Raw genomic sequence first — 25,850 nt, forward strand, 5'->3', positions numbered from 1 at the left:
AAAGAAAACGCCCTCGGCATGACCGGGGGCGTAAAAAGCTGCCGTCTGATTGGCGGAGCAGGTCAGCCCTCGAGAGGCTCCTCTTCGTCTTCGTACTCCAGGGCGCGCACGTCGCGGGCCGCCCCGGCCTTGCCGCCCACGGGCAGGGTCTTGACCTCGAAAACCACCTCGCGGCCCTCTTCCAGGGTCTCGAAGTCCAGGCCCTCGAGGTCGCTGAGGTGGAAGAAAAAACTCATCCCGTCATCGGTGGTGACGAAGCCGTAGCCCTTGTCTTCCTTTTTGAACTCCACCACCCCTTCCAGGGTCTCGCCGATCACGGGCAGGCCGGCCTGGGGTCCGTAGTCAATCTGGTCGTCATCCTCATAGGTGGAGGTGACCACGCTGGTGACCCGGCGCTGGGCATAGGCGGCCCGGCAGGCATCGCAGTAGACCGGTTCGCCCCGGCGGGGGCGGTAGGTGGTCTGGAAGCGGCGTTCGCCCTCGTGTTCGGGTGACTGGCACTCCAGCCATTGAGGCTCGTAGCGCAGCTCCAGCTCCTCGATGTGGTCGTCCATCCACAGGGTGTCGTAGTCCTTGACCCGCTCGCGGTCCTCGGGGTCGGCCAACTCCTGGGCGCAGGAGGAGCGCACGCTCACCAACAGCACCCGCTTGCCCAACTGACGGACCGTCTGCAACACCGGGGTGAAGTCGCGGTCGCCCAACACGGCGGCGGCGATGTCCATGCCAAAGGGCATGGCCGCCTGGTAGAGCATCTTGGAGGCCAGGGCGATGTCCACGCACTTTTCCCGGGGTTGGAAGCTGTCGGCGGGGTCGCGGTCGGCTTGGCGCACCCGGCGGCCCCGGAAGTCGATGTTGAACAGCTCGGTGTCGTAGTGGTAGTCCTCACGCAGGAGCTTGTAAAACTCGTTCTGCCGGGTGATCAACCCCTCGTCCAGGTGGTCGTAGTTGGTGGGCAGGCTGGCGAAGATATGGTTGCGCACCACGTCGATGCCCGAGGGGTCCACCCCCAGGCGCTCGGCCAACTCGCGAGCCACCACCTGGGGCAGCACGCCGTAGTCGATTTTGAACTCACCCTTGCCGCTTTGCTCGGCCAGGCGAGGGAGGGTGCGATAGAGCCAGGTTCCATCAATAAAGATCATCACTTTGTACATCTTGATCCCCATGTCTTGCTAAATGTTTATCTCGCCTAAACTTTTGGGGCGAGGCTTCACGGGGGACGCGGGGCTGGGCAGGTGGAGGGAGAAACAGAATTAACGCGCCCAACGCGAACCCTAATTTTATTAAGTAAACCCCAGGGCAGGGCGGCTGTCAAATGCCACCTTTAAGTAATCGGTACTATTCTTGCGTGGCCCATTTGGCCTCTTCCTCCTCGCGCAGAGAGCGCCGCAGCACCTTGCCGATCATGCTCTTGGGCAACTCCGCGCGAATTTCCACCTCCCTGGGCACCATGTAGGCCGAAAGGTTCTCTTTGCAAAACGCCTTAATCTCCTCCGGCGTGGCGCTTTGGCCCTTTTTGAGCACCACGAAGGCCTTGATGAACTCGCCCTTGGTGGGGTGGGGCAGGCCCACGGCCACCGCCTCGGCCACCGCGGGATGCTGGTGCAAGACCTCGTCGATCTCGCTGGGGAACACGTTGAAGCCGCTGACGATCACCAGATCCTTTTTGCGGTCCACTATGGTGATGAAGCCGTCGGCGTCCATGACCCCGATGTCGCCGGTGAACAGCCAGCCGTCCCGGATGGTGCGGGCGGTGAGCTCCGGCTGGTTCAGATAGCCGGTCATCAAATCCGGCCCGCGCAGCACGATCTCCCCGGCCTCGCCGGTGGGCATTTCCTTGGTCCCGGTGTCCAGGTCCATGATGCGCCACTCGACGTCCGGGAAGGGGATGCCGATGGTGCCGGGCTTTTTCGGGCCGCGCAGGGGATTGCAGCTGATGGCCGTGACCGCCTCGGTAAGGCCGTAGCCTTCGATGAGCTGGGCCCCGGTGCGCTTTTCAAACTCCTGCTGCACCGCCTGGGGCAGGGGAGCGGCGCCCACGAAGATGCCCCTGAGGCTCTTGAGGTCGCACTTGTCGATCTCGGGGCTCTCCTTGAGAGCGATGAACATGGTGGGCACCCCGGCGAAAATCGAGGGGCGCGCCTTGTCGATGGTCTTGAGCACCTCGCCGGCCTCGAAGCGGGGCAGCAGGGTGACGGTGCCGCCCTGGGCCAGGGGGGCGTTCATGCACACGCTCATGCCGAAGCCGTGGAACAGGGGCAGCACGGCCAGCAGGGAGTCGTCCTGGTCCATGTTGACCCAGGCGTGGGCTTGGGTGAGGTTGGCGATAAGCGCCCGGTGGGAGAGCATGATGCCCTTGCTGATGCCGGTGGTGCCGCCGGAATAGATGAGCGCGGCCATGGATTCGGGGTCGATCTGCACTTGGGGGGCCTGGGCCTTGAGGGCCAGGAGCCCCTTGAAGCTCCAGGTGGCCTTGTCGCGCCCGATCAGCGGTTTGGGCAGGGATTTGTCCAGCGCGCGCTTGATGGGGTAGAGCAGGTTTTTGGGGAAGGGCAAAAAGTCCTGCAAGCCGGTGTAGACCACCAGGTCCAGGTCGATCTGCTTGCGGACGTTGCTCACCCGCTGGCTGAGCAGGTCCAGGGCGATCACCGCCTTGGCCCCGGAATCCTGGAACTTGAAGATCAGTTCCCGCTCCACGTTGAGCGGGTTCATGAGCATGGCCGTGGCCCCCAGGCGCAGCACGGCCAGATAGGAAATCACGAACTGGGGGCAGTTGGGCATGAGCAGGGCCACCCGGTGGCCGGGCTCCACCCCCCGGGCGGCCAGACCCCCGGCCAACTCTTCCGCCAGGCTGAACAGCTGCCGGAAGGTAAGCTCCTTGCCCAAAAAGCTTAGGGCGATCTTGCGGGGCACCTTGGCCGCGCTTTGGGCCATCAGGCTGTATAGGTCAGTGGAGGGGTAGTCCAGGTGCCGGGGCACCTCGGGGTCGTAGCGTCTCAACCACGGAAATTCAGCCATATTCCACCTTGCGGCGCTCTTGGGAAGCCGTCTTGAAACAAGCGAGGATAACTAACGTGCGGGTAGGCCGATTATAGGCAACGGTGGTGGTGATGTCAAGGCCAACTCAGCATAATGGCTATGCATTTTCCAATTGGCCCCCACCCGGCTCAAAGGGCGAAGCGCGCCCGGGGCCCGGCGGCCGGGGCCAAAAAAACCCCCGGCCTTTACGGCCGGGGGGGTGTGTGGAGGAGGGAGTAGTCGCCGGCTGTGAGGAGGGGTGCCGGTTGCCCCTAATATAAGCAAAGCCTTTGCCAACCGGGGCGTCATGGAAAACTTTTTTGATTTTTGATTATATATTAAGTGGTTGCCCGCTGAAACCCTGTTTGGCCCCCGTCGCGAGTAAGCCGCGGGGCCTACCAATAGGTACAAAAATCCAGTCGTAAGTTACAAATTGGTAGGAAATTCCGCGCCCCCTATTAAGGGTGTTTACAAAAAAGTCCCAACAATGCGGGCGCTTATGCCTAATTTGCGCCATGAGCGCCGAAGGCACGTAACTTGCTAGAACAAATAACCATGATGACTATGCCTTCCCAACAGGAATGCCAGGCCGTGTTGGACATGGCCAGTTTGGTGGAAAAAGCCCTTGATCTGGAGTCGGTTCTGGAGGGGATTCTCCTGCGTCTGGACCAGGCCCTGGATCTGCGGGGAGCCCGTTTTTGGTTGTGGGAGGCGGGAGACGCTCCTTGGGTGGCCACCGGTTTGGGCCAGGACCATGACCTGGGCCCGGACGCGGTAAACCAAAGTTTGGTCATCGGCGCGCCGCTGTTGCCCCTTGGCCGCGAGTCGGGCCGCCTGGTGGCCGCCCTGCGCGACAACGAGCCCGACCAAATCAGCGCCCGCAGGCTGGTAAACGCGGCGGCCCAACTGGCCAGCTCGGTCTTGGCCCTGCACCGCGATTTGTCCCTGCGCCGCCACACCGGGGAGAACGCGGCCGAACTGGACCCCACGGCCACCCATCTTTTCCTGGCGGGCCAGAGCGAGGCCATGGTGCGGGCCCAGGAGCTGATCAGCAAGGCGGCCCCCAGCGAGGCCACGGTGTTGTTGTTGGGGCCCCTGGGGGTGGGCAAGGCCCTGGCCGCCCAGGTGGTGCATCGCCTCAGCCAGCGCCGGGAAGGGCCGCTGTTGCACCTGGATTGCGCGGCCTGGGGGCCGGCGGAGCTGGAGCGCAGGCTGTTCGGGCGTCCGACCGGCTCTGGCTCCAGCGCGGACAGCCTTTTGGAGCAAGCCACCGGGGGCACCTTGTATCTGCAAGAGGTGGGCAGCCTGAGCCTGCCCCTGCAGGCCAAGCTGTTGCAGGTTTTGCAAGAGGGCGAATACGAGCCGGCGGGCGGCGGGGACATACGCCACGCCCAGGTGCGGGTGGTGGCTTCTTCCACCAAAGACCTGGAGCGCAACGTGGCCCAGGGCTCCTTCCGCCAAGATCTTTTCTATCGCCTGGGGGTGATGCCCATTCATCTGCCTCCGCTCAGACAACGGCGCGAAGACGTCAGCCTGCTGGCAGAATATTTCCTGGGCCGCAACCGCGAGCAACAGGCCCCGCACCTCAACCCGCAGGCCCAGAGCGTGCTCACCCACTACGCCTGGCCCGGTAACGTGGCCGAGTTGGAGAACCTCTGCGGCCGCCTGGCCCTGTTGACCAACGCCCCGGAGATCGGCCTGGACGATCTGCCGTCCTTCCTGTTCTACCGGGAGGCCGCCGGTTCCCAGGAGCAGCAGCTTTCGCGTCTGGAAGAGATAGAAAGGCAGGAAGTGGTGGCCGCGCTGGAGCGCAACAACTGGGTGCAATCCCACGCCGCCGCCGAGCTGGGCCTCACGCTGCGCCAAATAGGCTACCGGGTAAAGAAATTCGGCCTGGAGGGAGCCATAAAAAAAGGCCGCAGCCGGGCCCAGAGCGCCACTCTCTAAGAGCGAACCAACCCTTCCGACCCATTCCAAGCTGTATTCCCGCCGCCCTTGATTCGACCCGAAAATCATTTTTTTGCCGAAAAGGCTTGACTCTGGCCAAATAAAAGGTATTTTAGTACCTAAATACAACAAAGGAGCTGCCTCGCAGATTTCCCGATTTCGGAACCGCAATACTTTTACAATGAACTCATAGGGACAAATCAGGATTTGGAGGAGAGAGTCATGGATATGTTCTGTTATCAATGCGAGCAAACCGCCAAGGGCCAGGGCTGCACCATCCAAGGCGTCTGCGGCAAGCCCCCCGAGGTGGCCGCTCTGCAGGATCTGCTGACCTACGCCCTCAAGGGCTTGGCCGTCGTGGCGGCCGAGGCGGGCAAGCAGGGCACCGTAGACCGGGAGGTGGGGCGCTTTGCCTCGCGCGCCCTTTTCTCCACCTTGACCAACGTGGACTTCGACCCCCAGCGCTTTCCGCCCATGATCACCAAGGCGGTGGAGTTGCGCGAGGAGCTCAAGGCCAAGCTGCCCGGCGTGGCCTTCCCCCAGGATGCCGCCAATTTCCAGCCCGGCGAGAGCCTGGAGGTCATGGTGGAGCAGGCCAAGGACTACCCCCTGGCTCCGGCGGAAGGTGAGCGGGCCGACATCATCGCGCTGCAGCACACCACCCTGTTCGGCCTGCGGGGCCTGGCCGCCTATGCCGACCACGCGGCCATCCTGGGCCAGGAGGACGACGCGGTCTACGCCTACATCTACGAGGCCCTGGCGGCCATGGTAAACGACGAGCTGGACCTGAACGGCTGGGTGGGCATGACCCTCAAGTGCGGCGAGGTGAACCTCAAGGCCATGGAGCTGTTGGACGCCGGCAACACCGGCACCTACGGCCACCCCGAGCCCACGGCCGTGCCCCTGGGCCACAAGGCGGGCAAGGCCATTCTGGTAAGCGGCCACGATCTGATGGATCTGGAGCTGCTCTTGGAGCAGAGCAAGGATAAGGGCATCTACGTGTACACCCACGGCGAAATGCTGCCCACCCACGCCTATCCCAAGCTCAAGGCCTATGAGCACTTCTACGGCCACTACGGCACCGCCTGGCAAAACCAGGGCAAGGAATTCCCCGAGTTCCCCGGGGCCATCCTCATGACCACCAACTGCATCCAAAAGCCCAAGGGCGACACCACCGAGAAGATCTTCACCACCGGCCTGGTGGGCTGGCCCGGCGTGCCCCATATCGCCGGTCAGGGACGCGACAAGGATTTCTCCCCGGTCATCGACAAGGCCCTGGAGCTGCCCGGCTTCCCCAGCGACGAGGACAAGGGCAGCGTGTTGTGCGGCTTTGGGCGCAACGCGGTGATGGGCGTGGCCGACAAGGTCATCGAGGCCGTCAAGGGCGGCGCCATCAAGCACTTCTTCCTGGTGGCCGGTTGCGACGGGGCCAAGCCCGGGCGCAACTACTACACCGAGTTCGTGGAGAAGACCCCGGCCGACACCGTGGTGCTCACTCTGGCCTGCGGCAAGTTCCGCTTCTTTGACAAGCAACTGGGCGACATCGGCGGCATACCCCGCCTTTTGGACGTGGGCCAGTGCAACGACGCCTACAGCGCCATCCAGATCGCGGTGGCCCTGGCGGGCGCCTTCGGCGTGGGGGTCAACGATCTGCCCCTTTCCATGGTGCTCTCCTGGTACGAGCAAAAGGCCTGCGCCATCCTGCTCACTCTGTTGCACCTGGGTATCAAGGACATCCGCCTGGGCCCCAGCCTGCCCGCGTTCATCACCCCCAACGTGCTCCAGGTGCTGGTGGACAACTTCAACATCATGCCCATCACCACCCCGGACGAGGACCTCAAGGCCATCCTGGGCGAGGCTGCCTAAGGCGTTCGCCCGACCCTTGCCCGCCGGCGCCCACGCCCCTGGGCACCGGCGGGCCTCCCCCAAAAAAATGCGGGTCGAAGGCTGAAAAACAGCCTCCGACCCGCTCCCCCCACCTCTGGGACCGCGTCTTCAGGGCGCGGTCCGGTGGTCTTGATGTCTAAGGCTTGTCGCCGTTGAACAGGTGGTAGGCGGCCAGCACCTGGCGGGCCACCTGCACCAGCTTTTGGTTGCTGCGCCGCGCGTGCTGCTGCAGGCGGCGCAGGGCCTCGGGCTCGCCGAGCCCCAGGTTGAGGATCAAAAGGTTCTTGGCCTTTTCGATGATCTCGCGCTCGCTCAGCCTGGTCTCCAGCTCCTGGGTCTGCTCCAGGAGCTCGCGCAGGCGCGCCTGCAGGGCCCCGGCCGCGGCCAGTTGCAGGCGCGACTGGGAGCGATCCTGGGAGGGCGTGATAAGGGCCAGGGCCCCGCAGGCGGCGGCCAACTCGGCCAGGCCCTTCATTCCCGCGGGCGCGGCCAACACCACCCCCACCTCCTCGGCGGCTAATATTTTTTCCCAGGCCGCCAGCTGGGGCGGAGCAAAGCCGTGCAGGTCCCACAGGACCAGCATCTCCCCGGCGCTCACCAAGGGCGGCAGAGTCTGCGGCGGATCGGGGGACAACACTGCCACCTCGCAGCCAGCCAGGATGGGGGCCAGGCCGGCAGCCAGGGGCGAGTTCGGTTGTTGCACCAGGGCCACTTTTAATTGAGTCACCACGCGCCTCCTTTGGCCTGGGCCGATTGCAAGACGGCCGCCAAGAGAGGCGCGGGCTATTTAGGCTTAAATTTTAGTGAGATATGAAAACGAGGCAGCGCGGGCCCAGGGCCCGCTTACCGTAAGTCGAGGCGGAGTTACCGAAAGTTTTGGCTCTTAGGAACGACGATCCACCACGTAGGGGGCCAAGGCCAGCAAGGTCTCCAAGGGATCGCCCGGCCCCTGGTCCGGCACCAGATCGGCCAGGGCCTTCTGGGCGGCCATGGCGTGTCCCCTGGCCTGGGACATGGTGTGATCCACCCCGCCGGCGCGGCGCACCAGCTCCTTGGCCTCGGCCTGGGCTTCCGGGTCGGTGGGCGCGGCGGTGGCCAGCTCCACCAGGCGGCCGCGCAAGGCGGGGCCGCAGGTTTCTCGAGCAAAAATGAAGGGCAGGGTGATCTTGCCCTCGGCCAGGTCGTGGCCCACCGGCTTGCCGAACTCGTGCTCGGTGCCCACGTAGTCCAGGGCGTCGTCCACCATCTGGAAGGCCATGCCCAACTCCATGCCGTAGGTGTACAGCGCCTGGATAACGGTATCGCCGGCACCGGCGAAGATGGCCCCCATCTGGCAGGCGGCGGCTAGAAGCACGGCGGTCTTGGCCTGGATCACCCGGCGGTAGTCGGTCTCGGCCAACTCGTAGTCACCGGTGAACAACAGCTCCAAGACCTGGCCCTCGGCCATGAGAGTGGTGCAGTCGGTCAGGGCGTTGATAAAGCGATGGTCGGCCACCTCGGCGGCCAGGGAGTAGCTCTTGGAGAAAAGGAAGTCCCCCACCAGAATCACCGCGTCGTTGCCGTAGCGGGTGCGGGCCGCCGGACGCCCCCGGCGCAGACCGGCCTCGTCCACCACGTCGTCGTGCAACAGGGTGGCGGCGTGCAGGTATTCGAAGATGGCCGCCTGACGGGGCTCCCCTTGCCCCCCGGCCGCCGCCGCGGCCAGCAGGTAGAGCACCGGGCGCAGCCGCTTACCGCCGCTGAAGATGATGTAGGCGCTCACCTGCTCGATGTAGGGTACGTGGCTGTGCAGGGAGTCCTGGAGAGCCTGGTCGGCCGGCTCGGCCAAGGCCAAGACCCGGCGGCGCAATTCTTCAGCGGGCAAGGTTGGTTGGAAGCTGGCGGCCACGGGGTTCCTTTCTGTGTTAAATACCTGTTGGCTGCAATACCTTATCACCCTTGCCCTGTCAAACGCGAGCGGCGCGGCAAGGCGCTGACGCTGGCGCGCGACGATGGTATATACTAAGCCGCGCCCTGCCAAACCCGTCTATGCCCGGGTGGTGGAACCGGTAGACACAGGGGACTTAAAATCCCCAGGCTCAACGGCCGTGCGGGTTCGAGTCCCGCCCCGGGCACCAAGTAATATCAATTATTTGCGTTGACAGCTCCAGATATGCTGGGGCTCCCGTTTTCTGTGAAACGCTTTTTGTGCCATTATTATGCCATATTTTATCGTGAAGCAAAATGAAAACCTCTTGGCCCTCTGATACTTCTTATCTTTGCCCACCCCGACGAATAGGGCGAAATGACCCCATAGAAATGGCCGGTGCAACCGTTTATGGCTACACCGGCCTATTTACTTTACACACTTTCTATCCCAGGCGATGTTTGTAGGGCCAACCGCGCCTAGGTAAGTTTATGCCGCTTGCAGAGCCTGCCCCTCCCGTGGTGGCCCTGGGTCTTGCAGAAACACACCCTTGATGTGGTACACACGCTTGGTCCCCAGGCCGGGCAAATGCCTTAGCTTGGAGTTTTTTCCGTCCTGGCTTCTTTCCAACCACCCTCTATCGGCCATGGCCTCGCACAGGGGCTTGTGATCGAAACCCTTGCAGATCACCTTGGTGAACATCTCCGGCAGAATAAAGTAGTCATAGGAACCATCGTCGTTTTTCTCTCTGAAGCCAGCTCGGCCGGATATCGTTCGGGTCGTAGTCTCTCCGATTTTTCCGAAGCGGCTGTCTCCGTGCTGCTCCAGATACTTACGGATTTGAGCCAGTCCCGCTTCTACCTCATGTGGAACAGAGGAATCTTCCAGCTGCCCAAGCCACTCGTCAAAGCACTTAGCCGCTGCCAGTTCCGCCTCGTTTTCCTCCCATGGGACAATACCAAGCTCCGTTGCCAAGCGGCCTGCGGCTGCCACGAGACCGAAGCGCTCGCAGACCCTGATCACCTGCCCATTTGCGCCTTCGGGGCAGTACTGACTTACGAACTCTGCGGCCAGTTTTCGCACCTCTTCTCGTAGCTCGGCCGGGTCACGCTTGACCAGTTCGCCTACAAATGCCGGTAGCGCAACTCCGTAGTTACGGCCAGCAGCTTCTTGTAGCGCTTGCGAGAATGCGGCCCCGTTTTGGTGACCGTGGATTTCCTCGAACATACCCAAGCCAACCCCAGCGTCCGCCGGGATGTCCACTATCCTGACCAGTTGTCCGGCCTGCACCTTGCCGTGGCCTATTTTTGAGACGATGGTCATCTCCCCGGTTGACAGGAAAAGGACTCTCCATCGTTGGGTTGCTTGAACCCCTCCGGAGGGAGCACGGCGAGTTTTCCCTTGACCATCGGCGAGCATGTAGCTGACCTTGGAAACGACAGTTTTGCTCGCCTCGCCGATCTCGTCCAAGGCCATCAGGCAATCGCAATGGTGCTTCGCGATGGATTCAAAGCCGTTGTCGGTGCTCCGCCACGATTTTAGGAAGCCTTTGACTCCGCCACCGCCACATACGCTTCCAGCCGCGTGAAGCACGGAGGTTTTGCCTATTGAGCTTCCACCGTGGAAGTGGAAGCCACCGTTTTCGTACCCTGCTTTATCCAGCAGGGGAGCGGCCAAAGCGGTAGAAACACCGAACATCAACCGGGAGTTGCCGCGACAGAACTTTCCGACTGACTCCTGCCAACCGTGGAGAGAGCCCTTGCGTTGGAACTTGGCTTCGCTGGAGAGCCCCTGGTAAAGAACCTCCTCTTCGGGCGTGTCTTCCGGGTATATGGCGTGGTCCGGCAAGACGAAAACCTCACCATGCCAGCCGATGCGGTCGACCGTTCGCGCTCGTGCCTGCGGATTGACCGAATCCAAGAAGCTCTGCAGGTTTGACTTGGCATGGCGGTCAGGGCCCAGACGCAGCCCCATAGAGGTGAGGGTCCCCAGAAAGCCTGTAGGCCTTTTGGCTATCTTCTCTCTCGGCAATGTGCAACGCTTTGTTTGGCCATCGGGGTCTTGCAGCTCTAGCAAGACTCCCCATGACTCACCCGAGAAATCGCGAGTGAGCGCCCTTGCAACCAACTGGGTGCAGACCTTTACCCAACCATTTTCGGGCGTGTTGACCCACAACCAGCCCTCTTCGACAGCAAACCCTTCCGGAAAGCCATCCGGTGCCTCCCCGCCCAAGTCTGCCCCGCCGAAGACATCCTCGACCATGGCATCGATTGGTTCCAAGGTCTCTTGGGTTTGGAGGTCGAGGGTTTCTTCTATTCCTAATGTGGTGGGCGGGATGTCCCCATTAGGATTTGAGGTCTCTTGCTGTGGGGCGGTGGCCAGTACACTTTTTTCCTTAGGCATTGGCCACCTCCTCTTCTATTTCTATATAGGAGGCATGCTCCTCCATCCAGGCGATCAGGTCCTTGACCCAGTAGGCAACTCGCCTGCGATGCATGATCCGATTTTTAGGCCCTGTGCCATCCGAATCATGGTTGGCCATGGTACGTGGGTTTAAAAGCCCCCCGCTGAATTTTGCTACCTCCGACCTCGCCACGATGGGCGAGGGCCATGTTTCTGCTAATAAACTAAAATCAACTTTCTTTTCCATAAATTACGATTGTCGCTCCTATTTATTCGCCGGTTGCCCGTAGGTTCGCAAAGTGAACCGTTCAGGCGTATAGCCCGGCGCAAATTCTGGGCCTCTTTCAGCCCTTCATGCTTGGGAGGGGTTCACGAGACAGCTATAGATAAATGCGCTGCTCGTTGACAATCGTACCGCTTACTACCCGAAGGCTGGTCACGGCATAGGGTCCAGTTAAATCTTCTATAACAGGGTTTTTGTTCTCCCACTAAACTACACAGCTATCTTGCCCCGTTTGGGGCTGTTCTTCAAGTCTAAGTCATAGGCAACTCCTTGTTAGGGTTCCGAGTTAGAGTTACATAAAGAAGATAAGACTGAGCATCAGGGTTCGCAAGTGCAGCAGGCCAAAAAAAAGGACCCCGGTGCCCTAAAAAGCAACACGGGGCCCTCAGGGCCTACTGCACCATCCCCAACACCATCCCTCCCACCACCTGAAGCCTGTGGCTTTCCTCGGCGGTCAAAGGGCTATGCTTGGATCCAAAGGTATAAGCTTGGATTATCTCCCACATTGTCTTGCCGGGTTCCTGGACGAAGCCCCAAGCCACTGCCTTCTGCTCCCGCTGGCTCAGTTGGAACTGCCGATTGAAGGAACGTAGTGTTGCCTCGGGATCGCTGACCGGGCTGCTCATGGAGATCCTCATCTTGTCCCTGCTCGAATCCAACTCCCCCTGCACCTGCCCCAACGCTTGAGGAAGTTCCTCCAGAATCCGCGCCGATACGTGCCGGTAGGAAGATGAGACCTCAGTCTTGGCGATCAACCCATTGGTGCAAACCAAGCGCAGGAAAAAGGCTTTGACGGACAGACTGGCCAGACCTACCTCGGAATTGGAAACGGAGATGCCCGGCGTAAGCCTGTCTCCCTTCACCTCGAAGGTGCGATTCTGATCCGGAATGCTCAGGCTCATAAATTCCTTATCCAAGGCCACCTGCACCTTGGTCTCTGTCCCCACACCGATCTCAACCAGCCGGGACAGGACCTCCAGGTTGTCAGCCGGTGTGTATCGGGGCGTGAACACCGCCCGAACATCCGCGCCATCAAAGCGGACGAAAAACTCCTCGTTCCTTTCTTCCCGAAGCCAATAGTTTAACTGTTCCGCCTGGAGATCAGCAGGGCAGCGCTCCAGATATGGATGAGGTATTCCCAAGCGGGCTGCAACCCGCTGGGAGGCAACCCTTCTCAGGTGATGCGGTTCACCTCCGATCTTTACGGTCCTTAGATCAGAGAACTCCATCTCTTTCACCGGGACCAAGGCATCGTAGTAGTTGGCAGCGAGAGCTTCCGCCCTCTGCTGTACGTTTCCAAAGGTGGTCATTCCTTTCATCTAAAAGCTCCTTTCTGAGATACGGACGCAGAAACGGAAATCCGTGACTCCGCATCACGTAGCCAGTTTTTTGAGGGTGTGATATGTCCGGCAGGCTTTTGATTTAGACGGAATCGACGTTCTAGACGTTTAAAAACGAAATGGCCAATTGTGGCCGTAATTGCTAACGGGGAATTTTACGGAAAAATCGCTTTTAGCCAGACCAGCATTGAGACCTCCACGGAGACCTAGATGGTCCGGAGAAACAACGAATAGTAGTCTGAAACGTCAATTGGGGTGCTGGCTGGGGACAGGATCAGCTTGGGGGCTGGGTTGATTGGAAGATACGGATACGCTGAATCATTAGGATTCGTCGCGGAAATCGTCGCGGACTCTGTCTAGGCTTAAGCGGCTTCTTTTGCGGTCCGTCGTTCCCTAATCAACTTGATGGCCATGCTCAAACGGAAGACCACGATCACCAGGTGGTCCAGTTGAGGGCTACCGGGATCAATCTCGAACAGGTGCTGGAGCTTCTTCCGGTAGTCCCAGCGCACGCTGCCCAGATAGGCCTCGACTTCCTCGGGAGTGTGCCGCTGCATCAACCGCTTCACTTGGACGATGGGCCGGGGCTGCCCCTGCCTAGAGACCGTGAGGCACTGCTGTAGGGCCGAAATATCTTCACTCCTCACGGTATCTCCCCCTTCATCCACTGCCCGCATGCGTCCTGATAAACACAACCTGAGCACCGCCAGGAACCCACAGAGGCAGGCAAATAAACACCCTTGGAAATTCCCTCCCACGCAACCAGTACTCGTTTTAGGGCCCCCTGTTCATCCCCCTGGGACCTGGTGGTGTAATACTGCTCGAATTTGGGAACCTTGGTCTTTATCAAGGCATCCAGACGCAGGAGTATCTCCCGCCCTGCGAAACCATTGGCCTTGGCCGCTGCCTGATAGAGGGTCATCTGGAAGTTCTGATCCACTTGGTCAACGCTGTAGCTTTTGGCACTTGTCTTATGGTCCACGATGGTGATTACCCCGGACGAATCCTCGATCACCAAGTCATAGATACCGATTAAGGGAGCCGGCAGGCCCTCTATGTTCATGCAGAAGGGCTCTTCCACAGCTAGGACCTTGCAGTTTTCCACCGGCACCTGGGCCGCGAATACGGCCAGCATTGCTTTGCCCTGTTCGAGGTAGCTGCGATAGTCGGTGCCCTCCTTGTAGCGAATGGAGCCGTTATCTGCTGCTCGCTCGCTCCATTGTTTTTCGAAGGACTTCTTCAGGTGGTCTCCGCTCAGCCTTACACCTTTGCTCATAGAACGGTAGTACTCGGCCAAGACCTCATGGATAGCGGATCCGAAGACCAATACGTCTGGCGTAAACTCGGGAGCCAAACCGTCTACCTTTCCGAAACGGTAGGCCAGTCCGCATTCCAAATACCCGGCCACAGAGCTGGCAGACAGGTGCGGTTCTTTTCGCAGTGCTTCTATCTCCAAGGGAGCCTCCTTTCTGGTTGATGATGGGAAAAGTAATTTAAGCAGCTTGCTGGAGGTGGCGGATAAAGGAGCTGGCATCAGCGGAGCTCAGGGCCTCCACTTTGACTCCATGTATTTCCTGGCAGAGTTGCTCCAGTTCCTGTTCGTTGATCTTCCTGCGTTGCGCCAGATTGATGATTGCCCTGTGCTGAGCTTCGGAGAGCTTTTTGTATGTCGTCAAAGCGTTTGGGACAAGAATTGGTTTTTGCTAATGGAGACATTCCCGGTAGACCTCGGGTTTAATAATCTCTTCGTTTAAGGGCTTCAGTCCCAGGTTTTGGCGCCTCCTGCGCCGCATAGTCTGTTCCTTGACCAGGTTTCTGGCTGTGATGATATCCCTGACCCTGCCGTGATACACGTCAGCGGGTGTCAGGTTGTCCAGGGACTCGTGCACCCGACGGTGGTTGTAATAATCCACGAAGCGGCCTATCTGGTGCTCTAGTTCCCAGGGCAGGTAGTAGTTCTCAAGGTTGATCCGATTTTTCAATGTCCGGTGGTATCGCTCGATCTTGCCCTGAGTCATGGGGTGGTAGGGCTTGCCCCTGGTGTGTCTGATGCCATGCTGGTCCAGGTACTGCTTCAGGTCCCCGGCCAGGTAGCAGGGCCCGTTGTCCGATAGCAGCCGCGGCCGGTGCCGGACCTTGACCCCGGTAATCCCGGTCTTGGTGATGGCCAAGTCCAGAGTGTTCTTCACGTCCTCCGCCGACATGGTGCTGGTCAGAAGCCAGGCGATGATATAGCGGCTGTAGTCATCCAGGATCGTGGACAGGTAGTACCAGCCCCAGCCGATGATCTTGAAATAGGTGAAGTCGGTCTGCCAAAGCTGGTGCACCCGTTTGGTCTTGTGCCTATACTCATCGGCGGCCGTGAGCACGATATAGGCCGGACTGGCCACCAGGTCATAGTCCCTCAAGATGCGATAGACGCTGGACTCGCTGATGAAGGCCCCCTGGCTGTCGGTGATGTGCCAGGCCAGCTCTCGGGGGGTGAGCTCAGGCATCTGCTTGGCCTCTGAAACAATATGCTTCTTCTCGCTCTCAGGGATCTTGTTCCAGAATCTCCTGGCATGGGGAGGCTGGCTGGCCAGGCCATCGTAGCCATAATCCAGATATCGTCGATACCAGCGGTAGAAGGAGCTGCGCGGCACGTCCATCTCGCGCAGCGTCTGCTTCACCGGCAGGGACGACCCCTCCACCAGCCGGATGATCTCCATCTTCTCAGCTTGGCTGAAGCGCATCACTGATCCAGATCTTCGCCCGTGCCAGCCAAGCTTTTTTTAAGCACCACGTTCTTCAGGGACAGATCAGCCACCAGTTCCTTGAGCTGGCTGTTTTCCAGACGCAAGGACCGCACCTCGCCGCTGGTGGCCTGACGCTTGGTGTCGCCCATCAGGCGCCGCTTGCCAGCCTCCAGAAACTCCTTGCTCCAGCTGTAGTAGAGATTGGGGGCTATGCCCTCTCGGCGACAGAGTTCGGCGATGCTCTCCTCGCCCCTAAGACCCTCCAAGACGATCCGGATCTTCTCCTCCGCCGAGTACTTCCTTCGGGTTTTACGCCTGATCTCCCGGACCTTGTCTTCCACTGCTTCACTCTGGCTCATGGCTCACTCCTTTGGGTGCCGATTCTACCCAGGAGTATCCATTAGCTAAAACAACAAATCTGTCTCAGGGGCTCTGACACCAAACACCCTTGGCCTTTGAACACAAAATGGTCGCTTAACGAATTGTCCGCTGGTACTGGGTAAGACCAAGAAGAAGATCTGACAGGGAAACGGACCATAAACTCTATTGTTGACAGGCGGCCTGATCAGAGCAAGTGGGGGCCACCTCTAGAGGAAATACGTTGTCTGTGGAGTGCCCTATGACCTGAATTCGCATCTCTGGGCTCCCGGTCGGTTGAGCCACTACGGCGGACGCTTTGGATTTCGGACGACCCCTCAATTGGATGACCCGGGAGTGTGGTAGGCAAGTTTCGAACGGACCGGGGAGTTGCCGGCTAAAAAATTCCCCCGGATAGCCATGGCTGTTCGGGTCGGAGCTAGGGACATTGGAATCTCTCTGACTTGGGTTCATACTCCGAAACGTATTGCGGATTCTCCCTGCAAATTCGCTGCGCCGGTTCCCAGCCGTACACGAATTTTGTGCTTGACCGCCAATTCTTCAAGCTGAATGACTTCGCCTATGCCCAGCCTGCGTCCGTCCATTTCAAGCCAGACTAGTCCCTGGTGCACCCTTTCGGGATTGTCTATCGTGACCTCGTAGACTGCCTTTCCGCGATAGAAGCGTAGCGAAACTGTTTTCCAAGCCGAGGGAAGGACAGGATCAATGGTCAACTCGCTTCCGTGAATCTGCAAACCCAACATCTCCTCTATCAACAGGCGGTACATCCAACCGGCGGAGCCGGTGTACCAGGTCCAACCGCCTTGGCCAACTCGCCCAGTCAGACTATATACATCCGCGGCGACAACGTAGGGCTCCACCTTGTAGCGAGCGACATCTTCCGGTTCTCGGGCGTGCTCAATGGGATTGAGCAGGCGAAAAAGCGCAGCGGCCCCGTCAGCGTCTCCGCGCCGTATCAGGCCCAGGGCCAGCCACAGCGCCGCGTGGGTATACTGTCCTCCGTTCTCCCGGACTCCCGGCGGGTAACCCTTGATGTAGCCGGGGTCGATAGCCGAGGAATCGAACGGCGGGGTGAACAGCAGCACCAACTTTTCATCAGTCCGTACCAATTGTTCTCGAGCCGACTGGAGAGCTTGGGCGGTGCGTTCAGAATCCGCCCCACCGCATATTGCCGCCCAGGATTGGGGAATGGAATCAATCCTCGCTTCCTCGCTTGCCGCCGAGCCCACCGGGGTGCCGTCATCGCAATAAGCGCGCAGATACCAGGCCCCGTCCCAAGCCTGGTCCTCCACCGCTTTGGCCAGGGCGCCGGCTGCCTCGCGAAAACGCGCGGCATCATCGGCTTGTCCACACAGCTCCGAGCATTCGCTGAAGGCATTTAAGACCTCCACGATAAACCACGCCAGCCAAACGCTTTCTCCCCGGCCGTCTTGACCGATGCGGTTCATGCCATCGTTCCAGTCGCCGGAGCCCATGAGAGGCAGTCCATGAGGACCCTGGGTCATCCCCTTTTTAATGGCAAGCCGGCAGTGTTCATAAACCGAGGCGCTCTGGCTGCTCGTCTTGGGCGAAACGAAGATTTCGTGCTCGCTGTCCTCCAGGAGGGGGGCCTGGATGAAGTTCACCTCCTCGTCGAGCAACTGCGTGTCACCGGTGACCTGTACGTACCGGGCCACGGCAAAAGGGAGCCAGAGAAGATCATCCGAGCAACGCGACCTTACGCCGACGCCGCTGTCCGGGTGCCACCAGTGCTGAACGTCGCCTTCCGGAAACTGCCGGCCGCAGGCCAACAGGATATGCTCCCGGGCTAACTGGGGCATGCTGTATAGCAACGCCAGGACATCCTGGAGTTGGTCGCGGAACCCGAAGGCGCCGCCAGACTGGTAAAGACCGGAACGGCCCCATATCCGGCAGCTCAAGGTCTGGTAGAGCAGCCAGCGATTGGCGAGCAAGTTAGTTGCCAACTCCGGGGTTGTCACCTGCACGGTCTGCAAGGTGCGATCCCACCATAGACGGGTGCGCTCCAGGGCCCCATCCACCACGACTGCCTCCCTGTACCTCGCTATCAACTCCCGCGCCTGCTCGGCCGACGCGGCCTGGCCCAGTATGAAGGTCACCTCCCTGCTTTCCCCGGGCTCCAACTCCAGCTTGATTTGGAGGACCGCGCAAGGGTCCAACCTGGTGCCGGTGCGGCTGGAAAGACAAACTCTGTGCATAGCGGCGGGATCGGCTAGACTCCCGTTACGCCCTAAAAATTCCTGGCGGTCCGCAGAAATCGAGTGCGCAGGCGGGCTGATGGTGGCAAAGGACACGCGATCGGCGGCCTGGAGATGGTAGTGGTTGTAGGCGAAGATCGCCTGCGACCGCTTATCCCATTCGGTGAATATGTGCATCTGGGTGTCCTCGCGGTGCTCCCCCAGGGTCCACTCAGCATAGAAGGTCACGGCCAGGCGTCGGTAACGAGAACCATCGTTCCTCAAACGCAGGCGCTTCAAACAGAGAGGATCACCGCCCGCGTCGTCCTGAGGCACGAAGACGGTCATTTCCTGTTCGATGGCGTGGCTGTTGTGCTCGAAGACCGTATACCCCGCACCGTGACGGGCGCGGTAGGCGTCCAGTTCGCGGATGGGCAGCGGAGTCGGCGACCAGAAGCCGCCGCTCTCCTCATCGCGAATATAGACCGCTTCGGAAGGAGCGTCGCACAGGGGATCGTTGCCCCAGGCGGTCAAACGGTTCTGCTGGCTGTTGCCCGCCCAGGTGAAACCCGAACCAGACTCACTTATCAGGGTGCCGAAGGCGGGGTTGGCCATGACATTCACCCAGGGCGCCGGCGTGCAGCTATCCGGCCCCAGATAAATCACATACTCTCGGCCGTCGCCGGTGAATCCCCCCAGGCCGTTGAAATAGTCCAGTTCCATGAAGGGAAGCGGAGCCGAGGGCTCTTGCCCCACAAACTGCGTCTTCAGCGGCGGCGGGAACTCCCATGCCGGATGGGGCATGGTGGCGAGTTGCGCGGCGAGCGGCCCCCGTGCTCCGACCAGGACAACTCTCGCTACGGCCAGAAGCAGCGTAATACCTTCCTCCGGCATCTGATCCTCTTGGCGCAGAAAGATGCCGCCGGGCACGTCGATGCCCGTGTGCGGGGCATAACCCTGGATTAGGCGTCTAAGTTCATAGTTCAAGGCCTGTTCGTAGCTTCCGACCTCTTGATTGAGGATCACGAGGTCGGCTTTAAACCCGTGGAGCCGCCAGTAGGCATGAGCTTGCAGCATTTGGCGGACCAGGCCCATGTCCCGCGATTCATTAATGGTAACCAAGGCGATGGGCAGGTCGCCGGAAATTCCCTGGCTCCACAGACCAGATTGGTCCAGCCGGTTTTTTTTGATTCGCTCTCCCGTCGTTCTGAGCTGCCAGCCGGGATAGAGCATCGATCCCGCCAGTTGCTGAAACCGCCGAGCCTCGTCCGGCTGGATTCGCAGCCGGCGCATTCCCAATTGGGAAGCATCCCATGCCCGGTCCAACTGGTGCTGGATGGCGTGCGCGTCATTGTATTTCTCGGCCAGGGCGCATGCCCCATCTCTGGTGTCGGCCGCGCCCAACATCAAATAGAACTCCCCGCGCCCACCGGGTTCCAGGTACAAAGTCCGGCGGAGGCTGAAGATTGGATCCAAAACCTGGCCGGAGGTGTTGGAAAGATTTTGATAAAGCGCGGCGGGGCTGCCCGTGGTTCGGCCTCGGCCGATGAAGCGCCCACGGTCCGTTTCGAATTGAAGGCTTTCTTCTTTGGTGTCTTTGGCGACAAGCATATGCATCGCCCAGACCGCTGGTTCGTCGACATCACGCCGCCGGCGGGTGGCCAACAAGGCATGTTGCTTGCTGAGCGCTTCTGTCTCGATGAATAGCTTGTTAAATGCGGGATGTTGGCGGTCGACGGCATGTTGCGCCAGGGCCAGCTCAATGTAGCTGGTGACCTCCAAAACACACCGGTGGTTCGAGCGGTTGATGAGGGTGATTCGGCGAATCTCAACGTCGTCTTCCGAGGCTACAATGATCTCCGTCTCTGTCTCTATGCCGGCATCCAACCGCCGTATTTCCGCTCGGTCGCTGGCAAAGCCGACGAAGTACTTGTCTAATGGCCCACCCACGGGCTGGTAGATGTTGCTCCAGACCTGGTTGGTTTTCAAATCCCTCAGGTAGCAATACACTCCCCAATCGTCGCAGGTCACGTCCGCGCGCCAACGGGTCAGATCGAAATCATCCCACCGGCTGTACCCTCCGCCGGCATTGGTAACCATCAGGGAGTACCTTCCATTGGATAGGAGCTGTACTTTGGGAGCAGGCGAATGGGGTGTCGCAAAGGTGGAGATTGGGGGTGCAGACTGCCCGACGGTGGCGCGCGCATACCCCCCTTCCCGCTGAGTGGCCTTGTAGACCGGCGGCGCCAAAGGGAGCCGCTCGTACAGGAGAGGCTGGGTGGCCTTGACCCGGGGATCGGCATGGAATCGCCGCTGCATGGGCTGGCCATTAAGCAGGTTGTCCAAGGCCAACAGACCCATGGCCTGGTGGTGGGCCATGTAGGCGTGCACGATCACGCCCGGTTCCCCCGACCGACGTTCCGGCCGGCTGTAATCAATTGCCTCCATGAAGCCGTAGGCCCCATGCAACCCGACCCGTTCCAGGGCCCGAAGGTTCAATAGCGCCGATTTGGAGTCGATGGCCAGCGCTAAAAGCGTCGAATAAGGAGACACAACCAGTGAATCCGCCAAGCCGCGCTTAAGCCCCAGGCCAGGGACCCCGAAAGCCTGGTACTGATAGGTCCCTTCCGCGTCAAGGTCGCTGAATGCGGCCTCGGAGATACCCCAGGGAACTCCGAGTCCCTCGGCATACGCTTTTTGTACCGTTAGCGCTTGACGGCAGGCATTATCGAGGAGGGAATAGGGGAAACTCCGTTGCAGTAAGAGCGGCAGCAAGTATTCGAACATGGTGCCGCTCCAACTGAGCAGGACGCGGTGCCCGCGCACCGAGCCGAAAGGCCGCGACATGGCCAGCCAATGATTGTTGGGCACGTCGCCGCGCGCTATGGCCACGAAACTGGCCAAACGCGCCTCGCTGGCCAAAAGGTCGTAGTAAGATGAGTCCAGCCGCTGTTCGCTTACGTTGTACCCGATGTTGAACAGCCGCCTTTGCGCATCATATAAAAAGCCCATCCCCATGCCTTTGCCCAGTTCCCGCATTTCATGCATGGCCTCTTTCGCTTGGGCCAGCGTTTCCCCCGCCAGCCACTGGGCCTTGGCCACCTCGCCTTTGAGAATTGCGATCCGATTGCCTCGCAATTGGGGGTTATCGTTATTGGTGGGATAGCGTTCCATAAATGCGGTTAGCGAGGCGTACTTCCCGGCGGCCAGCTCCCGTAGCGATGGCGCCTGGGCCAAGGAAAGCAGGAGGGCAGCATGCGTGTCCGGGCCTCCCAGGTCGGCAATCCCGACCAAATCATGGTCCAGCAGTTCGACCCATGACAGGTAGCGTTCCACGAGTGCGATCCAGGATGCCACCTGCGACTCGATCTGACCTGCCCAATAAGTCGCTTCCGCCTGTGTGTTTTCATCCCGCCGCAGTTGAGCGGCCAGTTGTTGGGCCGGTGCCCTAGCGGAGCGCAGGCGCCTAATGATCTCGTCCATCCGTTTGGGCGGGTCGGAGAATATTCGGGACAGTGTCTCGATAAGGTTGGTGTGCGGCTGGTTGTCCTCCGCCGGGGAAAGCGCCTTGCGCAGCAGGCGTAAAGTGTCATCGAGTCCCGACAGGCTTTGCGGCCCGATGAGCGGCTCTCCCAGGATTTCCGCCAAGCCCATCTCCAGCGCCCAGAGGCTGGCCAGAAAATTGCCGCTGTCCACCGTGGATACATAGCGCGGTTCCAGGGGCTCCAAGGTTGATATGTCGTACCAGTTCAAAAGGTGGCCGTTGTAGCGTTCCAGTGCCGTGACCGTGGCCAGGGTGTTGCGAGTCCGTTCGACCACGAGGTCTATGGTCAGGAAGCCAAAATCATAAGCCGCCGCGACGCCGAGCAATCCCAACCCGATGTTGGTGGGGCTGGTTCGCAATGCCAAGGCGGTTTTGGGCGAAACCTGGAAATTGTCGGGCGGCAGCCACGAGGTTTCCGTCCCCGTGAATTCGTCGAAAAAACGCCAGGTCTGCCTGGCCACCTCTCTAAGCTTGGTTACATCCTTGATCGGCAACTCCGCTCCGGGGGCCAGAGGTTTCGGAATCTGATTCAACCACCACCCGGACAAGGGGCTCAGTATCCAGAGCACGAGAAATGGTGCCGCCGCGAAAAAATTGCCCGGGCTGAATAGAAACACCAATGTGGCCAGGCCGACCGCCGCGAGGGCTATCAGCGACAACAGGGCCAGAAACGCCCGGGCTCTCACCGCTGCTTTCGAGGATGGCACAACGGCGGAGGCCCATTGGAGAAAATGGCGGCCGCTCACCATCAGGCGATGCAATACTTTGATGACCGCGTCCAGCGATCTTATGGCCTGATAGGGGGTCAACGAAATCTCGACCACCATGCGCGCGGCGTCGTGACCCAGTTCAGGCCAGGAAATGGCCCCGGGCCAGGGCCTAGTCGTCAAGCAAGTGAGCAACCTGCTTAACAAGGGAAACGCGAACAGAAGCCCCACGGCCGCACTGGCTATCACTGACATGGCCGACGTGTTGAACCAAGAAGCCACGAGAAAGGCGATCATGCCCGCGGGCGCCAGGCTGCGGCGCAGGTTGTCGAATATCTTCCAGCGATTGAAAATGTTAAGTGGATTGACGATGAGCTTTCCGTCCGGCCCGGGAACCTTAGGTAGGCACCAACGCGCGATCTGCCAATCACCGCGTATCCATCGGTGTTGTCGGCCGGAATAGGCGATATAGTCCGCCGGAAAGTCGTCCAGAAGTTCTATGTCGCTGGCCAGACCGACTCGAACGTGGGCGCCCTCGATCAAATCGTGGCTCAGAATCAACTGTTCCGGTAGCCGGCCGTTCAGAGCCCGATGAAAAACTCGAGGATCGTAGATACCCTTGCCGACATAGGAGCCCTCGCCGGCAAGGTCCTGGTAGACATCGGAAACGGCCCTAGTGTACGGATCGATACCGACCGGATCGGTAAACAGCCTTCGGAAGGGCGTGTTCACCCCGAAAAGCGGTGTCGTGGTCACCCGAGGCTGGATTATGGCGTAGGCGTCGGGGTTTTCTTCTTGGGCCAGGGACGGGCAGTTGAGAGGGTGCGCCAGTGTTTCCACCAGGCGACGCCCCGTGTCGCGCAAAAGCTGGGTGTCGCTGTCCAGGGTGATGACGAACCTTACGTCCGTCAGCCGCTCCGCTTCACCCACGCGAACGATGGGTTGCTCGCTGGGTTGCGTCTCGCCGCTGATGAGTCGGTTGAGTTCTTCCAGTTTGCCGCGTTTACGCTCCCAACCGATGTAAGATTGTTCGCACTCTGTCCACACGCGCTCACGATGGAACAAATAGAAGCAGTGCTTGCCGTGACGTTGGTTTAGAGTTTCGATCCCATCGATGGCGACCTGTAAAAGCTCGTCCCCCACCGCTTGGGCCGTGTCGGCATCGACGTAGTCGCTGAAGAGGGCAAAAATGAGGTTGGGGTCCTGGTTGGCCAGATAGCGAATTTCGAGTTTTTCGATTTCCCAGCGGAGACTGGGTTCATTCGCCAAGAGCATGGGGACCACGACCAGTGTCCGGAACTGGTCTGGGATGCCCCCTTTGGCGAAGGACATCTTGGGAAGCAAACGTGGCGGTAGCAGGCGGGTGCAAAGGTAGTTGACCATTTGCACGGCGAGTTGGCTGATGACTGGCGTGGACAAGATCGCTGCTATTAACAGCATCGGCGGCCCGGTCCCGAAGCCCGAGCCCAGGACGACTATCAGACACAGCAGTGACAGCGTCAATCCGCCAATGGCCCCCAGATACAAGGGCGTGTGGTGCTGATAGACCCAACCGAGCACTCGGCGCTTTAGCGGCTCGGACACTTCCAAAGACTTGATTAATAAGGGCCGGCCACGGCCGACAAGATAGTACCCCACATGGTTAAGCGGCAGGGCGGCACCATCTTCGGCGGCTTTGCGGGCCAACTCCACCGACGCGTTCGCGACATCGTCTTCGTCCCTGCCTCCGGCTCGCGAGAGTTCTTCCACGGCGCCGCGATATCTGTTGCGTGTTTCAAAATCCATGCTGGAGTACCCGTTGGCGGGATCTTGGGCGAGCCTACGCTCCACCCGGGAATGTTCCTCAGAGACCTCTCGCCAATCAAGCAGGATCAGCATCCTGAGGCTGGTCACACAGTTGCCGATGGATACGTTTGCCGCCGCTTGGGCGGCCTTGTCCGTGAGTACGATTTCGTCAACTTTGTTAGCGAGTTTCTGTTCAAGCAAACTGACAACGGGGACCAAAGCCACAGCCTCGTCATGGAGCTGTCCGATGAGTCTAGCCGCGAAATGCCGACTAGGTTCAGGGCGAATCTGAGCTAGGTCGGCCAGGAAAGAAAAAACCAGGGTTGGCTCCAAGCGGGCTGACACCAGAAGGCGATTGGCCCAAAAATCGGCAATCTGCTGATCATGCAAGTCATGATGAAGCTCTTCGGCCAGCCAGCGGAGGCGGTCAATCAGGGCGATTTTGAGCATGAGAGGGAAGGCCCACAGCTCACCTATGGTAAACGGGGTTCGCTCCTGGCAGGATTCCAGAAATTCCCCGATCGAATGGATGTCCAGATATCCGTCCCTGCGCTCCACCAGATCCAAGGCAAAACGATAGACCCGAGGGATTTGGGGATCGGCGTCCAGCTTAGGGAGCGAACGGTAGAATTTCTTCGACAGGTTCAATCTGACATCATCAATCTGGGCCTGCACAATGTGAGCATTATCCAGAATCCACTCCGCCGATTGGGAGATGCGCTGCTCCAGGCGGGAGGCGTCTGCCAGTTCACGTTGGACCTCATTAGTAACTGATTCCGACTGGTCCAGAATTCGCAGAAGTGGCATTCCGCCGCCAACTTTTGTAGCGGTTAAATCATCCGCAATCCTGAAGCGTCCCGCTTTATTTGTTGATGATTTGGTGATTGTGACTTCAGTGTTTTTCCTACTTGCCCGGACAAATCGAACATGCCTTGCGTGAAAGACAAATAATGCCGGGTCTGTATCTACTCCTTGCCTCAACGCCTTGATGGCCCGGCCCACTAATAATGGTGAGGCTTGCACAATAACCACGGTTTCGCCAGGCACAAGCCGTGAAGATAACTTCTTGACAAGCTGGTTACCAATGCCCAGGCCCAATATATGGAACACGATCACTCCAGAAATCGCTCCAATAACGGTAGCCAGGGCGAAGATGACGGGTCCGAACACTCCGACGAAAAGTCCTTCATACCCAAGAGCAGCCAGTCCAGAGAGGATTCCCCCCAAAAGCCCGAGACCTGCCCCCCAAAAAATGCCGAACCATGATGTGATGTTTTCGACTTCGATGCGGCCGTCTCGTGCCTTGTGAACATTAGCGGAGCGCCATATGCGCTTTGCACGCAATTGCCTTCGCGCATCTGTGGCATCATGCCGTTCTTTGTAAAAACCGAGCAGAACGCAGGGGTGATTATTCATCCTAAAGCGCATTAAATTTTTCCCTTTATCGAAATAAAAACAAGCGAACGCATTAAACTTATTGGGAGAACCTCGGAAATGATTAATGTCGAACAATAAGTTGTGGATAATGTATAAGCTGTGCCCATATTAACGATATTTTCCATTTCTTATCATGCTTGTCTCGAGTGGACTCAGATGCGGCTGAATCGAAACCTTCGGATCGCTTTGTCGGAAAAGGCAGTTAGCGTCATTAAGCCCGCCCTGATCTGCTGGGCTTGGTTCGCGCATCTGCCGCTGACCAGTTCCTTGGCCCGCCGAGATGGACCG

General features: G+C 59.6%; 12 protein-coding genes, 1 tRNA gene and 1 pseudogene. 3 read left to right on the forward strand and 11 right to left on the reverse strand.

From position 1 onward, the window contains the following. Positions 1 to 62 precede the first annotated feature (62 nt). Positions 63 to 1,139: a cold shock domain-containing protein gene (locus AACH32_RS04515; protein ID WP_338605588.1), complete on the reverse strand. Its 1,077-nt coding sequence runs from the start codon at positions 1,137 to 1,139 to the stop codon at positions 63 to 65. A 196-nt stretch (positions 1,140 to 1,335) separates the two neighbouring features. Continuing rightward, complete coding sequence (locus AACH32_RS04520; RefSeq protein WP_338605589.1) at positions 1,336 to 3,015, reverse strand: long-chain-fatty-acid--CoA ligase; 1,680 nt, start codon at positions 3,013 to 3,015, stop codon at positions 1,336 to 1,338. A 537-nt stretch (positions 3,016 to 3,552) separates the two neighbouring features. Between AACH32_RS04520 and AACH32_RS04525 the strand changes: the two genes are divergently transcribed. Together AACH32_RS04525 and hcp are read left to right on the forward strand one after the other, a co-directional pair. Continuing rightward, a complete protein-coding gene (locus AACH32_RS04525) occupies positions 3,553 to 4,962 on the forward strand; it encodes a sigma 54-interacting transcriptional regulator (protein WP_338605590.1) in 1,410 nt (469 codons plus the stop codon). A 228-nt stretch (positions 4,963 to 5,190) separates the two neighbouring features. Continuing rightward, positions 5,191 to 6,828 (forward strand): hydroxylamine reductase, encoded by a 1,638-nt coding sequence (gene hcp / locus AACH32_RS04530; RefSeq protein WP_350341561.1) that lies wholly within the window; start codon positions 5,191 to 5,193, stop codon positions 6,826 to 6,828. A 157-nt stretch (positions 6,829 to 6,985) separates the two neighbouring features. On the opposite strand, the gene AACH32_RS04535 is transcribed toward hcp, so the two are convergent. Both AACH32_RS04535 and AACH32_RS04540 read right to left on the reverse strand, forming a co-directional pair. Further along, positions 6,986 to 7,576, reverse strand: coding sequence for an ANTAR domain-containing protein (locus tag AACH32_RS04535; RefSeq protein ID WP_338605592.1), 591 nt, complete (start codon positions 7,574 to 7,576; stop codon positions 6,986 to 6,988). Between the two features lie 156 nt (positions 7,577 to 7,732). After that, positions 7,733 to 8,737 carry a polyprenyl synthetase family protein gene (locus tag AACH32_RS04540; protein ID WP_338605593.1) on the reverse strand — a complete coding sequence of 335 codons (1,005 nt, stop codon included), beginning with the start codon at positions 8,735 to 8,737 and terminating at the stop codon, positions 7,733 to 7,735. Between the two features lie 142 nt (positions 8,738 to 8,879). Between AACH32_RS04540 and AACH32_RS04545 the strand changes: the two genes are divergently transcribed. Then, a tRNA-Leu gene (locus AACH32_RS04545) sits at positions 8,880 to 8,966 on the forward strand. A 278-nt stretch (positions 8,967 to 9,244) separates the two neighbouring features. On the opposite strand, the gene AACH32_RS04550 is transcribed toward AACH32_RS04545, so the two are convergent. From AACH32_RS04550 to AACH32_RS04580, 7 genes and pseudogenes are all read right to left on the reverse strand, one after another. Then, entirely contained in the window at positions 9,245 to 11,158 is a 1,914-nt protein-coding gene (locus AACH32_RS04550; RefSeq protein ID WP_338605594.1) for a DUF927 domain-containing protein, read from the reverse strand. Beyond that, positions 11,151 to 11,405: a hypothetical protein gene (locus AACH32_RS04555; protein ID WP_338605595.1), complete on the reverse strand. Its 255-nt coding sequence runs from the start codon at positions 11,403 to 11,405 to the stop codon at positions 11,151 to 11,153. Before AACH32_RS04555 ends, AACH32_RS04550 begins: the two co-directional genes overlap by 8 nt. Before the next feature lie 428 nt (positions 11,406 to 11,833). Next, entirely contained in the window at positions 11,834 to 12,760 is a 927-nt protein-coding gene (locus AACH32_RS04560; RefSeq protein ID WP_338605596.1) for a DUF932 domain-containing protein, read from the reverse strand. Between the two features lie 383 nt (positions 12,761 to 13,143). Further along, positions 13,144 to 13,338 (reverse strand): hypothetical protein, encoded by a 195-nt coding sequence (locus AACH32_RS04565; protein ID WP_338605597.1) that lies wholly within the window; start codon positions 13,336 to 13,338, stop codon positions 13,144 to 13,146. A gap of 86 nt (positions 13,339 to 13,424) precedes the next feature. Then, on the reverse strand, positions 13,425 to 14,237 hold the full coding sequence (locus tag AACH32_RS04570; protein ID WP_338605598.1) for a RecB family exonuclease: 813 nt from the start codon (positions 14,235 to 14,237) through the stop codon (positions 13,425 to 13,427). A 247-nt stretch (positions 14,238 to 14,484) separates the two neighbouring features. Next, positions 14,485 to 15,875 (reverse strand): annotated as a pseudogene (locus AACH32_RS04575) (IS3 family transposase). Positions 15,876 to 16,343: 468 nt separating this feature from the next. Next, a complete protein-coding gene (locus tag AACH32_RS04580) occupies positions 16,344 to 25,553 on the reverse strand; it encodes a GH36-type glycosyl hydrolase domain-containing protein (RefSeq protein ID WP_338605599.1) in 9,210 nt (3,069 codons plus the stop codon). Positions 25,554 to 25,850: the final 297 nt, after the last annotated feature.

The sequence above is a fragment of the Desulfoferula mesophila genome (genome assembly GCF_037076455.1).
GTDB lineage: Bacteria > Desulfobacterota > Desulfarculia > Desulfarculales > Desulfarculaceae > Desulfoferula > Desulfoferula mesophila.

Bases quoted from the DNA above. Each gene is read 5' to 3' on its own strand.
- AACH32_RS04515 (WP_338605588.1), bottom strand. From the start codon at position 1,139: ATGATCTTTATTGATGGAACCTGGCTCTATCGCACCCTCCCTCGCCTG.
- AACH32_RS04520 (WP_338605589.1), bottom strand. From the start codon at position 3,015: ATGGCTGAATTTCCGTGGTTGAGACGCTACGACCCCGAGGTGCCCCGG.
- hcp (WP_350341561.1), top strand. From the start codon at position 5,191: ATGTTCTGTTATCAATGCGAGCAAACCGCCAAGGGCCAGGGCTGCACC.
- AACH32_RS04550 (WP_338605594.1), bottom strand. From the start codon at position 11,158: ATGCCTAAGGAAAAAAGTGTACTGGCCACCGCCCCACAGCAAGAGACC.
- AACH32_RS04555 (WP_338605595.1), bottom strand. From the start codon at position 11,405: ATGGAAAAGAAAGTTGATTTTAGTTTATTAGCAGAAACATGGCCCTCG.
- AACH32_RS04560 (WP_338605596.1), bottom strand. From the start codon at position 12,760: ATGAAAGGAATGACCACCTTTGGAAACGTACAGCAGAGGGCGGAAGCT.
- AACH32_RS04565 (WP_338605597.1), bottom strand. From the start codon at position 13,338: ATGCAGCGGCACACTCCCGAGGAAGTCGAGGCCTATCTGGGCAGCGTG.
- AACH32_RS04580 (WP_338605599.1), bottom strand. From the start codon at position 25,553: ATGCGCTTTAGGATGAATAATCACCCCTGCGTTCTGCTCGGTTTTTAC.